Annotated in this window: 27 protein-coding genes and 1 riboswitch; of the genes, 2 read left to right on the top strand and 25 right to left on the bottom strand. The window is 34.9% G+C overall.

Going from position 1 to position 16,385, the window contains the following annotated elements; all coding sequences use genetic code 11:
* Positions 1-132 precede the first annotated feature (132 nt).
* A complete protein-coding gene (locus J7W16_RS12045) occupies positions 133-909 on the bottom strand; it encodes a class I SAM-dependent methyltransferase (RefSeq protein ID WP_346726928.1) in 777 nt (258 codons plus the stop codon).
* 246 nt (positions 910-1,155) lie between these two features.
* Entirely contained in the window at positions 1,156-1,623 is a 468-nt protein-coding gene (locus tag J7W16_RS12040) for a GNAT family N-acetyltransferase (RefSeq protein ID WP_210597548.1), read from the bottom strand.
* Positions 1,624-2,069: 446 nt separating this feature from the next.
* On the opposite strand from J7W16_RS12040, the gene J7W16_RS12035 reads away from it, so the two are divergent.
* A protein-coding gene (locus J7W16_RS12035) for an IS3 family transposase (RefSeq protein WP_210597547.1) occupies positions 2,070-3,190 on the top strand; the annotation gives its coding sequence in 2 pieces (ribosomal slippage) (positions 2,070-2,319 and positions 2,319-3,190; 1,122 coding nt in all).
* 1 nt (position 3,191) lies between these two features.
* On the opposite strand, the gene J7W16_RS12030 is transcribed toward J7W16_RS12035, so the two are convergent.
* From J7W16_RS12030 to J7W16_RS11955, 17 genes are all read right to left on the bottom strand, one after another.
* Positions 3,192-3,614, bottom strand: a complete 423-nt coding sequence (locus J7W16_RS12030; RefSeq protein WP_210597546.1) for a GNAT family N-acetyltransferase — start codon at positions 3,612-3,614, stop codon at positions 3,192-3,194.
* Positions 3,615-3,650: 36 nt separating this feature from the next.
* Positions 3,651-4,247 carry a DJ-1/PfpI family protein gene (locus tag J7W16_RS12025; protein WP_210597545.1) on the bottom strand — a complete coding sequence of 199 codons (597 nt, stop codon included), beginning with the start codon at positions 4,245-4,247 and terminating at the stop codon, positions 3,651-3,653.
* Between the two features lie 45 nt (positions 4,248-4,292).
* Positions 4,293-4,370: riboswitch (ZMP/ZTP riboswitch) on the bottom strand.
* 158 nt (positions 4,371-4,528) lie between these two features.
* Positions 4,529-4,822: an antibiotic biosynthesis monooxygenase family protein gene (locus J7W16_RS12020; RefSeq protein WP_210597544.1), complete on the bottom strand. Its 294-nt coding sequence runs from the start codon at positions 4,820-4,822 to the stop codon at positions 4,529-4,531.
* Positions 4,823-4,847: 25 nt separating this feature from the next.
* Positions 4,848-5,165, bottom strand: a complete 318-nt coding sequence (locus tag J7W16_RS12015; protein WP_210597543.1) for a hypothetical protein — start codon at positions 5,163-5,165, stop codon at positions 4,848-4,850.
* 121 nt (positions 5,166-5,286) lie between these two features.
* On the bottom strand, positions 5,287-5,598 hold the full coding sequence (locus J7W16_RS12010; RefSeq protein WP_346726927.1) for a GNAT family N-acetyltransferase: 312 nt from the start codon (positions 5,596-5,598) through the stop codon (positions 5,287-5,289).
* Between the two features lie 25 nt (positions 5,599-5,623).
* A complete protein-coding gene (locus J7W16_RS22300) occupies positions 5,624-5,755 on the bottom strand; it encodes a hypothetical protein (protein ID WP_346726926.1) in 132 nt (43 codons plus the stop codon).
* A 10-nt stretch (positions 5,756-5,765) separates the two neighbouring features.
* The gene (locus J7W16_RS12005) at positions 5,766-6,137 is read right to left on the bottom strand and encodes a nuclear transport factor 2 family protein (RefSeq protein ID WP_346726925.1); all 372 of its coding nucleotides are present in this window, start codon (positions 6,135-6,137) and stop codon (positions 5,766-5,768) included.
* The gene (locus J7W16_RS12000; protein ID WP_210597541.1) at positions 6,127-6,366 is read right to left on the bottom strand and encodes a hypothetical protein; all 240 of its coding nucleotides are present in this window, start codon (positions 6,364-6,366) and stop codon (positions 6,127-6,129) included. Before J7W16_RS12000 ends, J7W16_RS12005 begins: the two co-directional genes overlap by 11 nt.
* Positions 6,367-6,435: 69 nt before the next feature.
* Complete coding sequence (locus J7W16_RS11995; RefSeq protein ID WP_210597540.1) at positions 6,436-6,771, bottom strand: hypothetical protein; 336 nt, start codon at positions 6,769-6,771, stop codon at positions 6,436-6,438.
* A 222-nt stretch (positions 6,772-6,993) separates the two neighbouring features.
* Positions 6,994-7,158 (bottom strand): histidine phosphatase family protein, encoded by a 165-nt coding sequence (locus J7W16_RS21965; protein ID WP_210597539.1) that lies wholly within the window; start codon positions 7,156-7,158, stop codon positions 6,994-6,996.
* A gap of 29 nt (positions 7,159-7,187) precedes the next feature.
* Positions 7,188-7,541 carry a cupin domain-containing protein gene (locus J7W16_RS11985; protein WP_210597538.1) on the bottom strand — a complete coding sequence of 118 codons (354 nt, stop codon included), beginning with the start codon at positions 7,539-7,541 and terminating at the stop codon, positions 7,188-7,190.
* 31 nt (positions 7,542-7,572) lie between these two features.
* Positions 7,573-8,214: a Type 1 glutamine amidotransferase-like domain-containing protein gene (locus J7W16_RS11980; RefSeq protein ID WP_210597537.1), complete on the bottom strand. Its 642-nt coding sequence runs from the start codon at positions 8,212-8,214 to the stop codon at positions 7,573-7,575.
* A 28-nt stretch (positions 8,215-8,242) separates the two neighbouring features.
* A complete protein-coding gene (locus tag J7W16_RS11975; RefSeq protein WP_210597536.1) occupies positions 8,243-8,401 on the bottom strand; it encodes a hypothetical protein in 159 nt (52 codons plus the stop codon).
* Between the two features lie 15 nt (positions 8,402-8,416).
* Entirely contained in the window at positions 8,417-8,851 is a 435-nt protein-coding gene (locus tag J7W16_RS11970; RefSeq protein ID WP_210597535.1) for a GNAT family N-acetyltransferase, read from the bottom strand.
* Between the two features lie 39 nt (positions 8,852-8,890).
* Positions 8,891-9,424, bottom strand: coding sequence for a DUF4269 domain-containing protein (locus tag J7W16_RS11965; RefSeq protein ID WP_210597534.1), 534 nt, complete (start codon positions 9,422-9,424; stop codon positions 8,891-8,893).
* Positions 9,425-9,833: 409 nt separating this feature from the next.
* Positions 9,834-10,364, bottom strand: coding sequence for a helicase (locus J7W16_RS11960; RefSeq protein ID WP_210597533.1), 531 nt, complete (start codon positions 10,362-10,364; stop codon positions 9,834-9,836).
* Between the two features lie 55 nt (positions 10,365-10,419).
* Positions 10,420-11,166 carry a class I SAM-dependent methyltransferase gene (locus tag J7W16_RS11955; RefSeq protein ID WP_210597645.1) on the bottom strand — a complete coding sequence of 249 codons (747 nt, stop codon included), beginning with the start codon at positions 11,164-11,166 and terminating at the stop codon, positions 10,420-10,422.
* A 496-nt stretch (positions 11,167-11,662) separates the two neighbouring features.
* On the opposite strand from J7W16_RS11955, the gene J7W16_RS11950 reads away from it, so the two are divergent.
* On the top strand, positions 11,663-12,082 hold the full coding sequence (locus tag J7W16_RS11950) for an RDD family protein (RefSeq protein WP_210597532.1): 420 nt from the start codon (positions 11,663-11,665) through the stop codon (positions 12,080-12,082).
* Between the two features lie 236 nt (positions 12,083-12,318).
* Here J7W16_RS11950 and J7W16_RS11945 read toward each other — a convergent pair whose 3' ends face one another.
* The 6 genes from J7W16_RS11945 to J7W16_RS11920 all read right to left on the bottom strand — a co-directional run bounded on the left by J7W16_RS11945 (position 12,319) and on the right by J7W16_RS11920 (position 16,219).
* Positions 12,319-13,041 (bottom strand): dihydropteridine reductase, encoded by a 723-nt coding sequence (locus J7W16_RS11945; RefSeq protein WP_210597531.1) that lies wholly within the window; start codon positions 13,039-13,041, stop codon positions 12,319-12,321.
* A gap of 190 nt (positions 13,042-13,231) precedes the next feature.
* Positions 13,232-13,831 carry a GNAT family N-acetyltransferase gene (locus tag J7W16_RS11940; RefSeq protein ID WP_246879977.1) on the bottom strand — a complete coding sequence of 200 codons (600 nt, stop codon included), beginning with the start codon at positions 13,829-13,831 and terminating at the stop codon, positions 13,232-13,234.
* A 119-nt stretch (positions 13,832-13,950) separates the two neighbouring features.
* On the bottom strand, positions 13,951-14,472 hold the full coding sequence (locus J7W16_RS11935) for a hypothetical protein (protein WP_210597530.1): 522 nt from the start codon (positions 14,470-14,472) through the stop codon (positions 13,951-13,953).
* Positions 14,473-14,934: 462 nt separating this feature from the next.
* A complete protein-coding gene (locus J7W16_RS11930) occupies positions 14,935-15,402 on the bottom strand; it encodes a DUF2691 family protein (RefSeq protein ID WP_210597529.1) in 468 nt (155 codons plus the stop codon).
* A gap of 103 nt (positions 15,403-15,505) precedes the next feature.
* Positions 15,506-15,727 (bottom strand): helix-turn-helix domain-containing protein, encoded by a 222-nt coding sequence (locus J7W16_RS11925; protein ID WP_210597528.1) that lies wholly within the window; start codon positions 15,725-15,727, stop codon positions 15,506-15,508.
* Positions 15,728-15,736: 9 nt separating this feature from the next.
* The gene (locus tag J7W16_RS11920; protein WP_210597527.1) at positions 15,737-16,219 is read right to left on the bottom strand and encodes a DUF2975 domain-containing protein; all 483 of its coding nucleotides are present in this window, start codon (positions 16,217-16,219) and stop codon (positions 15,737-15,739) included.
* Between the last annotated feature and the right edge of the window lie 166 nt (positions 16,220-16,385).

Raw genomic sequence — 16,385 nt, 5'->3', positions numbered from 1 at the left:
ATCCACTACTGGAAACCTTGGTTTGATTATTCTGCTGCTTAAAGGATTGGTCTCCATTAGAAAATGTTTTGTCATATTGCTTACCCGAATAAATCCCAAACAACTCAAGCAGCTGAAGAAAAAATACATTCATTAGACAATTGCACGAACTATATAACGAGAAAATGTTATTGGTAAACCTTCTTTTGTTGTATTTCGTTCAAAAATCTTAGATATTTCAGAGAGGTTTTCTTCTATTAAAGCTTCATAAATTTTAGGGTCTTGACCAAAGCATCGTAATTTTATTACATCTAATGGGGTATGCAAAAGTTCAATACTATTTACTACTTCAACTTCTTTATGAGAGAAATTACTTAGATCTAGTCTTTGATAAATCGTATCTAAGATTGGGCTACCTTGTAGAGTTTCGAATAACTCAGGAAATAAAAGTGGTAATTCTTTTCCTAATTCATCACCTGGGTGAAGTCCGAGCAGTTTCCCACCTTTTTTTACAACCTTTTTGAGAGAAGGATATGCGGAAGTGGGACCCTTTCGATTGTAAGCAAAATCAAACTCATTGGGTTCAAAAGGCAATCCACTTTTTGTATTTCCCAAAACAAAAGTTACATTTTTCCTTTTATTTTCTCTACCGATTTTTACAAAATTATCTGTTACATCAAAACCTACTATTTCTTTTGCAAAAGGACTACATTCAAGTGTGAACTCTCCGTGTCCACATCCAACATCTAAAACTTTCTTATCTAATATGTTTTGAACCACTTCTTTATCGAAAATTGATTCTCCGTTGGGCTCTGTAATCGTAGAATTCCAAGAATATGTATATTTCCCTTGAAGGTTACTAAGTTGTTTGTACCATTCTATTGAATGTGGTGACAACCAATTTGCTAAAGTGGTGGGGTTAAGTAACACTATATTCTACCTCCTTGTACATCCAATCCATTCAAACTTCCATACGAAAGTAAAAACACCTTTTTCAACTATCTTATATCTTAGTTTAATAAAAAAGCGAATACTCTATTGAACACTTCTGCACGTGTAATTTAACATTATTTCCTTTTATTGTCGGTGCAGAAAAGGATTTCTTGATGTAGGAATGGACCATTTATAGAGTATTTGAGTGATTTTCCTATCTAACTGAGGGATTTAAGAAAATGACTAAAACATAAATTTCATTTTTCTTCCTCCCCCATCTACAAACCCATTATTTTTATAAAATAAAAAAGATTTATCAAACTGTGGTAAAGGTGGAGTTGCAACTTCTAAACGCTTCCAGCCCTCCTGTTTTGCATATTTATTTGCTTCATTTAGTAATTTTGAGCCTATTTTGTTTGAACGATAACTAGGACAAACGAAAAATTCTTGAATAATTCCAAATTTCCCACCTGCATATAGAGAGTAACTTGAACAGAGCGATATGAATCCGACAATTTCCATCTCCATTTCTGCAACAAATACTTTTATAGCTTCATTTTCCAAATAATCTTTACACAGTTCTAATGATTGAGATTTGCACGGTAAATGGGGTACGACATTGGTTTTAATACAAATCTCTTTTATAAGTTCTTCGTACAACTCTGTGATAACTTGATAATTTTCTACTTCAGCTCTTTTAATCTCCACCATAAGAACTCTCCTCTTTAAATTTTCTAAGATTAGCTCTGTAGATATGCTTAATTAATTTGAATAAATGAAAACAAACACTGTGTAACACTACATTTAATTGCAAAATTATACAACTAAGATAAGCTCCTATAGTCTAACATTAATTTCCTTTTCATTTTTATAGAAAAAGCATCCCTTGTTGAAGGAATACTCCCTTTAGTTTAAATACAAGGTTTCACATGCTCTCCCTTATTAATTAGAACGATAAAGTGATTACAACATCTACTCAGAGACTATAAACCTCATTGACTTAACAATCTATTACCCTCATAAATGTTACACGATGATAATCAGGAATGAAAAAGTCTCTATCGAAGCTAACTAAGTCAATGAATCGGCTACACTAAACTAGACAGAAAAATTAAGGTCAAGTAGACTACAGATACCATAATCGAGGAGAATCTACGATGACTAAAAGAGAACGTCGAACATTTACTGAAGAATTCAAACAACAGATCGTGCAGCTGTACCAGAACGGGAAACCAAGAAAAGAGATTATTCGCGAATACGACCTTACTCCGTCGTCTTTAGATAAATGGGTGAGTCAGAGTCAGACCTCTGGTTCTTTCAAGGAAAAGGACAACCTAACCCCTGAACAACAGGAATTAGCTGAACTAAAAAAGAGAAATAAGCAATTAGAAATGGAGAATGACATTTTAAAGCAAGCCGCGCTGATACTAGGACGAAAGTAAATGTGATTAAGAAAAATCAACACAAATACTCGATATCAGCAATGTGCAAAGTCCTACAAATTAAGAGAAGTACCTATTATTATAAAGCAAAAGAACGTCAGGCCGAAGACGACATCACTTCCGATATTATTGAAATTTTTAACAAGAGTCTTCAAAACTATGGGACTCGTAAAATTAAAAAGGAATTAGTTAAACGTGGGAAGATTGTGTCCAGACGGCGGATTGGGCGAATTATGAAGGAACAGGGCCTGGTTTCCTCTTATACGCTAGCACAATTTAAACCACATTCTAGTGGGACGAATGAGTCGGAACATAAAAATGAACTGAATCGTCAGTTTACACAAAAAGAATCATTATCAGTCGTTGTAAGTGATTTAACATATGTTAGAGTCGATAAAAAATGGCAGTACATATGTGTATTTGTTGATCTTTTTAATCGTGAAATTATTGGATATAGTGCCGGTCGCCATAAAAATGCATTATTAGTTTATCGGGCCTTGGCGTCAATTAAAACAGACCTACGTCAGATTAAACTTTTCCATACAGATCGTGGTAGTGAGTTTAAGAACAAGCTCATTGATGAGGCATTAGCGACATTTAACATCAAGCGTTCACTCAGTATGAAGGGGTGTCCTTACGATAATGCAGTAGCAGAAGCAACATTTAAAATCATTAAGACGGAATTTATTAAGAGACGGCATTTTGATAGTCTTAAAGACTTAGAAAAGGACCTCTCTCAATATATCCATTGGTTTAATCACAAACGAATCCATGGCACACTACGCTATTTGAGCCCATTAGAATTCAAACTTGAACACCTTAAAAAAGTTGTCTAGTTTACTGTTGACTATCCACAAATCCTATATTTTGATAAAAGGATATAGTTGATTCATTTCCAGGATGACCTAATGTATAAAGAATGACTTTTTTTCCACCGAAGCCTTTGACCCTCATACATATTGAATCTATTAGTGCTTTTCCGATACCCTTTCTCTGAAAATCCATCTTTACAACAACTCCGACTATTTCAAATAGACCTGTTACATTATCAAAAATATATCCTGCATGACCAATTATCCCATCAGTTTCCGTACAAGCAACATAATAACCATTTATTTCACTATCGACTTTTGAATGTAAGATGTTTCTCCAACGTGGAGGGTATTTATCTATAATAAACCTTGGGAACTGTAGAGGATGTTCTTCCATCATTTCTTTAACAGCATTGAGGTCCTTGTTTTCTAAAGGTCGAATGTTCATGTTTACACTCCCTTATATACTATTAAACCCTAATAACTAATTCTTCCAATCGTATTCCATGAGACTGGCTGCCTCCACCGCTCTTTCTTTCCCCAATAATTTTCCAACAACGTACAAGGACATATCAATACCTGCGGACACCCCCGCAGATAGAATAATTTTCCCATTATCTATATATCGTGAATTCTCTATTATCTCGGCAGAATCAGGAGCAACCTCCCTTAATTCATTTATAGCATTTCGATTTGTTGTTAACTGTAATCCGTCTAATAGGTTTGCTTGCGCCAATAATAAAGCCCCTGTACAAACAGATAAAACGAGTTCAACTTTATTCGAAATCTCATTAATCCAGTTCGTGATTTTTTGATTATGCATTTCTTTTCTTGCTCCCCAACCACCAGGAATGATTAGTATGTCGGGAGTGGGACAATCATAAATTGAGTAGTTAGGGTTTATACTTAAGTTCCCTAATGCATGAACGGGGAGTTTTTCTTCCGCTACCGTATATACAGAGAAATCTTCTCCTCTTTTACTCCCTGCTAGAAACACTTCATACGGGCCGGTAAAATCTAAAATTTCAACATTTTCATAAATCAAAATTGCTACTTTTCTTGGTTTTTTAGCATTTCCCATCCAATCATCCCCTACAAAATAATAAAAAGTATTTGGAATATCCAAATACTTTGCCCAGGCGTGCGACTATATAAGCATGTACTCCCCCGTGGTTTGCCACGTACGCCAGTTATACACACCAAGATTTCACTTTGAATTACAATCTAATTATACATTAACTATAACAATTCCGCTTCCAATTAATACATAAATTTCCTTATAAAAAATAAAGAAAAAAACATTTTTCCACTTTTTTAGATAAAAGGCAAAAGCATTCCTTGTTAAAGAAATGCTCTTAAACCTTACAGTTGCACACTCTCAAAGTGCTCAACTGTTGGCAATGGGTCATAAAAATGATGCAGCTGTCTTTTCCATTCTTGATACTCTTTTGATTGTCTAAATCCAACTGTATGGTCTTCTAATGTTTCCCACTTAACCAACAATAAGTACTTCCCTTTAACTTCTAGACATCGTTGTAACTCATGAGACACATAGCCTCTCATTGAGGATATGATTGTTGATGCCTCTCGAAATGCTTCCTCATACTCCTTTTCCATACCTAGCTTAACCTGCAACATAACGGCTTCCAGAATCATTTAATCTCACCCTTCAAAAAGCCTCTCATTTATTTAATATTTCTTCTTTTGAAACGATACGCCAATCATTAGCTACAAGTTTATCTATATACTCACTAATAGTCATTTCCTCTAATTCAATTACAAGTGGACTTAGGGATACATAACATTCATTTTCCTCATAATTCAACGTTACTTTTGCAACTTCATAACCATTATGAAATCTCGAGTCAAAACCTGGGTCATCAATGATATCTCCTTTAACAGGACGAATAGTTGATTCAAACGTTTTCATTACCATTTCTGATCTATTTTCTGTTTTTTCTTTTGTAGATGTAAGGAATATAATCATTTTAATTTTCATTATCTTTACCTCTCTTTGACTATGATTTTGTTTGATTTATTTCAACTAACTACCGCATCTAAGAAGGCATCCTATACTTTACTGATCATGTCCAAATTCATCTTTATTTATTAAGTTATAATCAAACCTCCTTCTGCATTGAAACGATCCTCAAAACAATACCGTTCGGTTTATATACCTCCTCTTCATCATAAACGCGATAACCTAACGAACTATATAGCTTCATGTTCTTAGACACTGTCATTCGGACTTTGCACAGTAATGTAGATACTCGTGATTCAATTGCATAGTTCTCCAAAGAATATAATAGCTTCTTGGCAATGCCTTTTCCTTGGTGTTCAGGAATCACAGACATGCGGTAAAAGTATAAACCCTCTTTATTCAATTGAAACCGTACCATGCCAACTGGATTATTCTCTTCATAAGCTATCAATGCGTTTTCTCCATTTTCTAAAGCATTAGAAACTGATTGAACATGTTTCCTCTAATGTGCTCGATGGAGGAATTACATCCTTATATTCTCCAAATGCCTTTATCATTAAATGATGAATAACTGGTGCATCTGAAAGCGTTACAGCTCTAATTCTCACATCATCTACCTCATAGTTGTAAGTTTGATTTAGTAACCGTTCCTTGATGAAAAAACAGCTGCCATCTACCATTTGTGTATTTCCAAATAGAACTACGCAATGTCTCCTGCTTTCGAGTTTCATCTCGAACTCGATACGTCGATAACACAGCATCTTGGGATAAAAGATGAATGTCAAAATCATGAAGAGATAATTCTCGAACTTCTAACCCTCCCTCTCCTACGCAATCCTTTTTATAAAAAACCGTCCCGGAACTACCTATTTCAAAAAAATCATCTGCTAATAGTTCGTTTAATTTTTTACTAGACGAACGAATTTCTGGTTTTAAATGACTTTCTTCTAACTCTTGCAATAGCAGTTTCAGGTTTGTTTCAGTATTCACTTTTATCACCATCCACTTCTCTGTTTTCTTCTAGGTATTCTCGATATGCTTTTTCAACATGATCTTCTTTTGATTCCATTCTTTTGTGTATATCATTAAGCAAGTACAATCCTCTAAACATACAGCCAACTACGATTCCAAAGGCAACAATCCCACCAACAACTGGGCCCATCATTAGTAAAATGAATCCCAAAATAGTACTAAAAATTATAGAGAAAAGTAAAAACATAAAATGCCTCCAACTAATGATTAATTAAGGTGCAGAATATAATTTCTCACTAAAAACCCAAAATTAAATCTACCCCATATATTGCAAAATGATTTGATAGATCGCTAGGCAAAGTCCCAAAAGACTAGCTTTCATCTTGGCTGGATGATTGCTTTTGCCTCGAGCTAAGTAAAAGAAAATGATAATAAATCCTAAGGGAACCCACAATTCAAAAACACCTTCTTGGGTACTGTGAGAATAAATCGGTGTAACGAATGCACTAATCAAGAAGTAGAACAACAGTTTATGACGTCCTGTTTCCAATTCCTTCCCCCACCTTACTAAAAGGTAAATAATAATGATAATCGCAACTGTAATAGGTAAAGGGGGCAAAACAATAGCAAAGTCACCTAGTTTAAATTCCATAATGGACAGCCACCTTTTCACATTTTCTTATCAATTAACTTAGTGCCCAATACAGTGATTCAGCTAAATTAGTGGATCATTCCTCTTATTATCTTAACATTAATTTCCTTTTTTGAGGTTTGTAAAAAGAAAAAGCGTTCCAGTTATGGACGCTTCGTTTATGGATTTCTCCATTTATTTTGATCACTACGATTGATCTAAATAGAAATTGACCTAACTATTTTAAATGATCTCATCCATGAAATGAGAGGTATCGCATATCTCCTTAACTCTTTTTTCAGTAAGCTCTAAATCCTTTGAACCCTGTAGACGATTTTCTAGATTCCATTGCGTTTCCCCGTGACGGATAAGATAGATCGTACCATGTTGCCTCCTATTATTCGTCACCTATTTTCAATGAGTTGCTGTAAAACTCATTACCTCTTATCCATAAATAAGGACGGATTTAGCTCCTTGCTTTCAACAACAAGAGCAGTTAATCCTTTTTCTGTTTTCGTTTCATGCCATTCATCCTTTTTCCAAAAAACAGCATCGCCTGGCTGAACGGAATAGTATTTATCTTCTTCACCACGAACACACCCTTCCCCACTCACAATTAATAATAGCTGGGGTGTTGTTGCTCGATGATAGCCGATGACTCCATTCTCTTCTAAATACATACACCCTATACGAGTTTCCTTTTCAGTTTGGAGAATACGAGACATAATGAAATCTGAATTGAATGTAGAGATTGAATGACCGCTTTTTTTACCGAATGTATAAAAGTCCATTTTGCCTCCTCTAGAAACAGCTATTCTTCTTTCATCGTAGTCTATTCACTATATAAATGTTCCCTTCAGTGTAGGTCAGATCTTCGTTTTGAAAATATAGACCAGAATCTTGATCAATTCCATAGCCTTTTAAGACATTCATTCTTTCTATTGCTCTATGTAAGTTATCTTTCTCGTCCCACTCTGAAAAGTGAACGCTGATTACACAATCACTGACCAATCCTAATCCAGTAAGGTATAGACTCTTACCTTTCGAATTGTCTATTGGTGGAATGACGCAATAGGTTGGACTGATTAGAGCACCAGCAGAAAAACCAGCTACTGGAATACCTGATTGATACATATCTTTAATATATTTACCAACAGCCGTATCAACGATTAAATCACGATAACGTTCAGTCTCTCCCCCACAAATAATAACCCCAGTACAAGAATTAAGTTCTTTCATTATCATTTCAGGAGATAAAGAAAGCGGAAGACAGACAAAGTTCTTCAATCCGTGATCCTCTAGGAGCGACGTATAACTCGGCATATACTCTTTCCATCCCTCTCGCTCGATCAATAAAAGACCAACCTTACCATTTTCCTTGAGTGAATAGGAAGCAAATGTCTCACCCAGCTTCTCGTTAAAAGGTGGGCCCCCTCCAAACAAAAATAAGTGTCGATTATTCAAAGAACTCAACTCCCACTCATTTCTTAGATTAATTCATATTTCTGATCACACGTATGATCGTTCTCGGAATGAAGGTTACAATGCTCCAAATGATTTCAAAAATGATCGAATCCCGAATCTCAATAAGGATGCACTTTAACACTCCAGGTTGTTTTTGTTTTCTAGTTGTCTCTTTATTCATCTCCACCTTATTCCGCCTTCTCTATTTACTAGTCTTTAAATCCTTTTTTAAATAATAGTGCTCAAAATCTCGCCCGACATTGTCGATACTCCCGAAAACTTTATAACCATTCTTCTGATAAAAATTTAACGCTTGAAAACTCAATGTATCTACCTTAATAAAATCACAATCTTTTTCTACAGCTATTTTCTCAATTTCTGCTAATAATTTCGTTCCATATCCCTGTTTCCTAATATCTTCGTTAAGCATAAACGTATGAATCTCGAGCCAATTCCAACAAATTTCACTGAGCATTCCGCCACGAACAACGCCTTCATCGTCCTTGAGATATAGGCAGATTTCTTCATACCTACCTCCCAGATCCTTAGGGAAATGCTTCAAATTAAAATAATAAAGTTCATCAGAAATATATTGTTTATCCTTTTGATTTAACTCTTTCGTTATATGTAGGTTCATTTTCATTTGTCTCCTCAATTTACATAATCACACTTGAATCTATTTCGTAAAACCAAGCGATTTCCCGTACTCTAATAGACTTTCATACGGGTCTCCTTCTAAGCCCAAAAGCTTACAAAATGCAGGCTCTGTTTTCATACCTTGCTCTTTTTTCTGAATAACCGCCACCCTTAGGTGAGGATGCTGTTCCATTAGCCTATGCTCAATGACCATATGCAAATAAGCATATTGATTTGTAACAGGAACCGGCTGGCCAAACAATTCAAATTCAAAACCATCATACACAAAATTCACTTTTATCACTGGTACTTCTCTTATAACAAGTCGTTTAATTTTAAAGTTTTCCCTATCACCAAACAGACGTCTCGCCATTTTCTCAAAGTGCTCGAAATCATAAACTTCCATAATGATATCTAGATCAGAGCCAGAGATATCTAGATTTATGGGTAAAGTTCCGCAAAGTATTGGATTAAACTCTGCTAAGCTAGTCATTATTCCTACATCATTTATCACTTTATAAGCACGTTTTTGTTTTGTATTTCCTGATTCTAAATAAGTAATCTTTTCAAACATAGCAGCTCCCGATCGTTCCTAATTAATCTTTATCCAGTCCTCATTATTTTAGCATTAATTTCCTTTTATTGGGTAGAAAAATAAGAAGGATTCAGCGTTTAAGCTGAATCCTATCCTGTTTCACTTACTCTAATTCTGATTTAAATTTCATAGAATCAACTAAACTTTTGTTTAGAATAACGTGCTGCATCTTTTAAACTAGAACGGACATTTGGTACGTTATTACTAATATATTCGATGGTTTGATAGGTTTAAAGGACATTTGATCCGTTATAAGCTGGTAATCGACTGTTAGTAGCACTTTTAGAGGTGAATAGAGGAATAGATGTCCGTATTACGCTAAAAACATGCTCTTTATTCTTTAATAACGGAACAGATGTCCGCTTAAATAAAGATTGAAACTAAAACACTAAACTCCAACCGCTTTACAAAAAATAAAGTGATCACCTGGATCCCAAATATGTAAATCGTCAGCAACATAACCACGCAACCACAACCCATCACTTAAACGTCTAAGATAAAATCCTTTCGGGAATTCATCATTTGCACTTAAGATTTCAGATGCAATTGTAACAGAGCCTACTGGGGCTTGATTTTGCACAGAATTCCCTTGACCACCTTCAGTCTGATCCCGATATTCTAGTCTTAAATAGGGACCTAGCTCAAGCGGGCACAACACTAAACCAAGCTCCCTAGCTCTTTTAAAAATATGAGAAGTTGTCCCTCCATTAGGGAGGCCAAGGTTTCTAACGGTTAATTCTACAGTCTCAAGATTATATTTCACGTTAGAAATCTTGAAACGTTCATCCGATAGTAGTCTCTTTCCATACTCATTCATCATAATGAAGTTTCGTTCCAACTTCTGAATAAGCTGCACTTTTGTAAGTCCACCTACTTCAATAGTTCTGGTTTTCAGTGGACAGTAAGGATATATTTGCATGTGGGATCACCTCGCATAGTTAGATTGGATCTTAATTTTCAACTGTCCACTCCTTCTACTTCCTAGCTATTATCAGAAACCGATTCGAATTGGTTCGAATCCCTTTTTCAGTGCTATTCTCTTTTATGAAATCAGCCAACAGTTCAAAATCATTAACTTCCTCACCAAAATTCGGAATGATCGGTGCATGCTTTAGTAGGAAGATGAGGTCTTCTGTTCTTTGGTAATACTCAGTAGCATCGTATTCAAAGTGTTGAACTTTAGAAAAACTCAATTCTTCTAACTCTTTGACATATCTTGCTAATAATGCCTCATTCTTTTGTGAAACTTGTCCTCGCTTAAATGCTCTTTTTAGATTTACTTTATCCCTTTCACCGACTTGTTGAGTTAAAAAGTACCCGCCCTTCTTCAACACCTTAGCCACCTCCATTGAACTAAATGGTGCGTGACGGCAAGTGACCACATCAAAAAATCCCGCAGGAAATTCTAATTTGTCAGAAGACATTTGAGAGAAACGAACATTTGATATACCAGCTCTTTTCAAATTTGTTTGTGCTGATTCAATCATTTCATAGGATAAATCAATACCGCTTAAGAATAGGAACGAAGAAGCAATCGTTAAGAGATTTTCTCCACCACCTGTTCCGATGTCCAGAAGAATGTCTGAGGTTCTTGATTTATTCTTGATTTCCTCATTGAAATCCCATAATGCTCCTTCTAATCTAACCTTTAACTTACTAAAATCCCAACCATTCGTTTTGCCAACTTTTTCATAAAAGCTTTTATAATCCATTTCATTTATCATTTTCATCCACCTTTCAAATGTAAAAAACCCTAAGACACCGTTCAGCGTCTTAGGCTTTTAGTTGCATAATGACTACCGACACTGTTCAAGTTTTAGTTTTCGTAAAAAGGGCATACTCCTCCCTTTATAGCTGGTACGCGTTTTTTCCAGCCCGAAAACTAATTACTTCGAACAATCCGGTTAGACATGCCGTACACCTCATTTGAAAGAATTAATATGATTATACCCCATAAAAAATTAACTGTTAATACATTATTTCCCTTAACGAACTAATCTGCAACCATCTGAGGCACTAATCAAAATAAATTAAGGTTGGAGAATACTGGCAGAGGTACATCTCGAGGTAGACAAGCATTATAGGTGTATTTCTAACATACGATATGTCTTGTAGAGACTTATTATTTCAATGTAAAATTAAGGGATAGACAAAAAGGAAAAGGACACATAGCTTTTAGGAGGAGCAGCATTAGTTTGTTCGGGAGGGGGAATCAGAATGTATTGTCAGAATTCAGTTGGCTTTTGGGCTAGACTCGGTGCGACGTTGTTAGATGGAATTCTGCTGTCTATTGCAATGAATTTCATTTCTTCCATCTTTTTCGGGCAATACGGAAGAGATGAAGCATTCCCATTCGATTTAATTGATTTACTGTATTATCTGATTCTACCGATTATTTGGCATGGCTATACGGTTGGCAAACGAATATTGGGGATACGGATTGTAAGAGTGGATGGGGAAAAGCTTGGACTTGGGACAATGGCGTTAAGAAACATTGTTGCAGGTATAGTATATGTCGTGACGTTTGGTGTAGGTATCATTGTTAGTGCGATTATGGTCGGTATACGGGATGATAACCGTTCGATTCACGATCTCATTGCTGGTACGTATGTAACCTATGACCCACCAGAAATATAAGCAAAAGATGGAGCTGGGACAAAGCTGTTTTAATGATTTATGATAGATGGAGTAAGATGAATTGTTACTTTATAATAATTGACGTCGTGTAAGGTCATATGTTCACAATAAAAGTAAAAGAATGGCTTAATCAGAAGCCATTCTTTTACTTTATAAGTTTAATATAGGCTTCAAAGGATCTTAGAAACCCTTATGTTCCCTCGTCAGTTGAATCTATCTAATATCTAAATTTTGTCTCAATTAGTTGCCAAATCAACTGACAAAAAATCAGGCAGCATTTGTTCATGCTTATCGAGCATGATCTGTTCTGGCTTGATGCCCTGTTCACGAAGGACTTTAATGTTCTGTACAAGGAATTCGTCACTACCGACAACATAGAAAAGTCCATCCTTGTCAGCTGCAAGATTTTTCACTTCTTCATAGTAATCTGTTCTATTATCAACGAACTGTGATGTAAACTTCTTTTCAGGAGCTGTCTTAAAAATATTAGTAAACAAGAAATCTTTTGTTGAATCGATGTTGAGGGAATGAATGTGAGTAACGTTGTCAGCACGCTCGAAATAATCAAGAACAAGCGGTCTGAACGTTGCTAGACCAACACCAGATGACAGCAGATAAACATTTTTATCTTCTCTTTTAAGTGGTACATTCGAATGAGTTTTGAAGATTGCAACTTCATCGCCGATTTCAAGACTTCTTAAGATCGCTTTAAATTCAGAGCACTGCTCTTTAATGCGAGTTGTGATCCCGATTGAATTTTCGTGCGGTAAAGTGGAGATAGACATGTGGCGGATTAGGCTACGATTTGGTTTATCCTCATCAGCATTAAAACCTTCCAATGCGAAGTGAGTGTGGGAACCCTCTTCCCATGTAAAGCCTTCCGGACAATCAAGCAGGTATGTTTTAACCTCAGGCGTTTCTTCAATAATCTTATTTATTTTAGTCCAGTAAATTTGCATTATATCTTCTCCTCACTTGTATATATGTATCTTCCTATCTACTATACAACAAATGATAAAGATTCTCAATTGAATTGATTGATTATTTTAGAAAATAAACGAAAAATTTCCAACAACTCAATAAATAATAGCATTTTTTACAATTTGTATTATAAAGAAAAAGTGAAGTTCATATTGAACAGTCGCATACCTATTCATAAGTACGTTCTGCTTTAATTGTCTCAATAAACTCATCTTTTGTTAACCCAAACAAAATAAAATCCAGATATTGTCCGTTTAGATATACAACTTGTCGGCGAACGCCTTCTTGCACACAGCCGAGGTTTTTCATCATCTTAGCAGAACCTTCATTTCCTTCAAGAACATAGTCATTGAATTTATTAAGTCTTCGCTCAAGGAAGGCATATTTTAAAAGGATTCTCATTGCACTTGTTCCGTATCCCTTTCCACGGTGTTCCTTATCAATAACGATTCCAATACTAAATGTACCATTTCTCTCGTCGATACTATTTAAATTAATTCCACCTATACTTCTACCTTCTAGATTTTCTACAGTGAACATTATTCTTCCATTCGTTCCAGCAAAATCAGCATCTTCCTCTGCGAACTTTTTAGAACTAGAAATTGTAGGAGGCAACTCAATAGCACATTCCAATAAACGACGTGCAGGACTATCAAACTTACTTAAATAGTCTCCCTCCCAATCTTCAGGTTGAATACTGCGTAACCTAACCTTATCATCTTGCCAAAAATAATTGGTATAATCTATCTTTCCTATTGTATCTTTCATATCCCTTAAACTCCCTTATTTACAAATTACAACCGAATCTATAGTTCCTTAACTTAATAAAATTCTTATTACAGGAACTTGCCTTATCCCTCAATCTAAAAAGCTATCCGAGTAAACATTTAATAGGTTAACTCGTGACCTTCAATATCAAAATACTGAAAATCGGCTTGACCCATTAATTCAGATTCTACACCGTGTAGTAAAAATGCTTTCATACCTTTCGTCTCCATTGCTATCAATTCAGCCTCAACACTTCCAAATTTCAATTTATCTACTTCTTTTGGAGCGAAGCCGACGATATAGTTATCCTTGCCTGAAGAATTCCCCACATTACTTTCATTGATGTCTCCGATCCCAAGTAGTTCGTGAAACCGCCAACCATATTTATTCTGATCTATTTTTGCTACTGCTAAATAATTCTTCTGATTTAGACCTACTTCTGAATAATAAAAAACATACGCAATACTGTCGAAGACCTTTGTATCAATAATTTCTAAGACTTCATATTTAGGATTTTCAACATTGTTTAATGCTGCTTCTGGAGTCGAATATGAATTATTCTTTTTACCATTCTCTAAAGAGATAAAGGCAGCTACCACCATTGTTACAACAACTCCAAAACCAAGTAATATTTTTTTCACAGTCTCCCCCCTCGATATTTCTAACACCAAAATGTTTCATGTTCTTAAAATAACTGTTTATTTCTAAAAGTTTAACATTAATTACCTTTTTACTGACATAAAAAAAACGTCCCGAAACTCAGGACACTCAAAGTTCTTTAACAAAGTTAATTAATATTTTTTACCTTTTTTTCTTTCAACATATATCCAGATGTAATAAATTATCTAAAAAAACAGGAGGAACTATGAATTTATCTAACTTGCTAGAGGTAGATAAATTAAAAACAGCATAATGACTATAAAGTATTGCCTGTTTATCTAGCAATAACCATGATGGCTTTATTTCAGTTAATCAAGAAAATCAGGAAACGAACAACATAGAATATACTTTGTTATAATGTACCTCTTCAGTCCCTTGATAATCCGTTCTTACGATCACGCACCGCATTAAAAAAGGCATTCAAAGGACCTAAAGGAAAAATGCTACCAAACAGATAGTCCTGTTCTACCATCATTTTCATCAGTTATATATTCAACATTTTCGAAACTACATTCAATTGCGTTTCTATGTAAAAAATTCAGTTTTTCTTTATCCTTGCAGTAAATTGTTATATAACCCGAGTCAACCACTAATAAAACAAGCTCACATCTACTATTCGAAAATTCTTCATATGTCTTGATATTATGAACTTTTTCCCCTTTAGGAAAGGCTTTTAAATCTGCAAAAATCACATAATATTGATTGTTTTTTATTCTATTTTCAAGAAGGCTTCCATCGATAACTTCTTCAATTCCTGGAAATAACTCTTCATCTAAATGACCATCCTTTATTATATAAGCCTCTTCATTTTGATTTAGCCAATTATATGTTGAAAGCTCAATTGGTTTTAATATATCTGCGAGAAAAGTTCCATATTTATTTGGTATCTCGAAACTAACACCTCTTAACACACCATCACCTCTTTAAGTCCCCTGAAATTATTAGAATTAATTACCCATAGCATTATATTAATAGTAAGATATAGTTCTGAATCTTGTTCATTTTAAATACTCCTTACCCATGGTTGTTATCCTCACTTCGGTATTCTAAAATATCTCCAGGCTGACAGTCCAAAGCATGACAAATCGCCTCTAAAGTTGATAATCGAATTGCTTTGGCTTTTCCATTTTTCAGTATAGAAACGTTTGCCATCGTTATTCCAACCTTTTCCGTAAGTTCAGTCACGCTCATTTTCCTTTTAGCGAGCATCACATCAATATTTATGATAATTGCCACATAATCACCTCAAACCGTTAAATCATTCTCAGATTTTATATCGATCGCATTTTCCAATAACTTTTGGAGAACAGCCGCAAAGACTGCAATTACCATTGATGCAAAGATAACGACCATTCCGATTAATCTCCCTGGTGTGTCGTCTACTTTAGTCAGCATGTATAAAACTGGCATCTCGAAAACAAACAAAATACTAATAGTAATTGCACAGTATTTTATACTATTTAGAGCCTTTACAGATGATTTCGAGAATGCTTCCTCTTTGTCAATAAAGTTTAACAGTTTTAGAGTCTGATACAAAGCAAAGAAAAAGGGGATCGTTGCTGCATACATTCCAATCAATAAAGGATATTGCAAATTAGCCAGCTCAGGTAGTTCCCAATATGGAGAATTATGGTCAAATCGAGCTAACCCATAAATACACACCGCTAGAATAGGGATTCCTATAAGAATAACCACCGCTCTTAAAAAAAGTGTTGATCCTCGTTTCATAAAAAGCACCTCACTTGTATAATGTCAAACTGAATTTATCATAATATTTATTGAATTACAATAAATATTTATTTAAATTCACAAGAACTTTATTGTTACACACGTTAGCCCCGACAAAAATAAAAGCATTCCTATTATAATGAAATGCTGTTAACTCTGTTTATTA

It is taken from the genome of Halalkalibacter suaedae, assembly GCF_017939705.1.
GTDB classification, from domain to species: domain Bacteria; phylum Bacillota; class Bacilli; order Bacillales; family Bacillaceae_D; genus Halalkalibacter; species Halalkalibacter suaedae.
Note: the sequence above shows the minus strand (reverse complement) of the source record. Positions and strands in the feature narration are given on the sequence as shown.

Excerpts from the sequence above, each read along its gene's own strand:
- J7W16_RS12040 (WP_210597548.1), bottom strand. The coding sequence starts at position 1,623 with ATGGTGGAGATTAAAAGAGCTGAAGTAGAAAATTATCAAGTTATCACA.
- J7W16_RS12030 (WP_210597546.1), bottom strand. The coding sequence starts at position 3,614 with ATGAACATTCGACCTTTAGAAAACAAGGACCTCAATGCTGTTAAAGAA.
- J7W16_RS12025 (WP_210597545.1), bottom strand. The coding sequence starts at position 4,247 with ATGGGAAATGCTAAAAAACCAAGAAAAGTAGCAATTTTGATTTATGAA.
- J7W16_RS12020 (WP_210597544.1), bottom strand. The coding sequence starts at position 4,822 with ATGATTCTGGAAGCCGTTATGTTGCAGGTTAAGCTAGGTATGGAAAAG.
- J7W16_RS12015 (WP_210597543.1), bottom strand. The coding sequence starts at position 5,165 with ATGAAAATTAAAATGATTATATTCCTTACATCTACAAAAGAAAAAACA.
- J7W16_RS12000 (WP_210597541.1), bottom strand. The coding sequence starts at position 6,366 with ATGTTTTTACTTTTCTCTATAATTTTTAGTACTATTTTGGGATTCATT.
- J7W16_RS11995 (WP_210597540.1), bottom strand. The coding sequence starts at position 6,771 with ATGGAATTTAAACTAGGTGACTTTGCTATTGTTTTGCCCCCTTTACCT.
- J7W16_RS11985 (WP_210597538.1), bottom strand. The coding sequence starts at position 7,541 with ATGGACTTTTATACATTCGGTAAAAAAAGCGGTCATTCAATCTCTACA.
- J7W16_RS11970 (WP_210597535.1), bottom strand. The coding sequence starts at position 8,851 with ATGAACCTACATATAACGAAAGAGTTAAATCAAAAGGATAAACAATAT.
- J7W16_RS11965 (WP_210597534.1), bottom strand. The coding sequence starts at position 9,424 with ATGTTTGAAAAGATTACTTATTTAGAATCAGGAAATACAAAACAAAAA.
- J7W16_RS11960 (WP_210597533.1), bottom strand. The coding sequence starts at position 10,364 with ATGCAAATATATCCTTACTGTCCACTGAAAACCAGAACTATTGAAGTA.
- J7W16_RS11950 (WP_210597532.1), top strand. The coding sequence starts at position 11,663 with ATGTATTGTCAGAATTCAGTTGGCTTTTGGGCTAGACTCGGTGCGACG.
- J7W16_RS11945 (WP_210597531.1), bottom strand. The coding sequence starts at position 13,041 with ATGCAAATTTACTGGACTAAAATAAATAAGATTATTGAAGAAACGCCT.
- J7W16_RS11940 (WP_246879977.1), bottom strand. The coding sequence starts at position 13,831 with ATGAAAGATACAATAGGAAAGATAGATTATACCAATTATTTTTGGCAA.
- J7W16_RS11920 (WP_210597527.1), bottom strand. The coding sequence starts at position 16,219 with ATGAAACGAGGATCAACACTTTTTTTAAGAGCGGTGGTTATTCTTATA.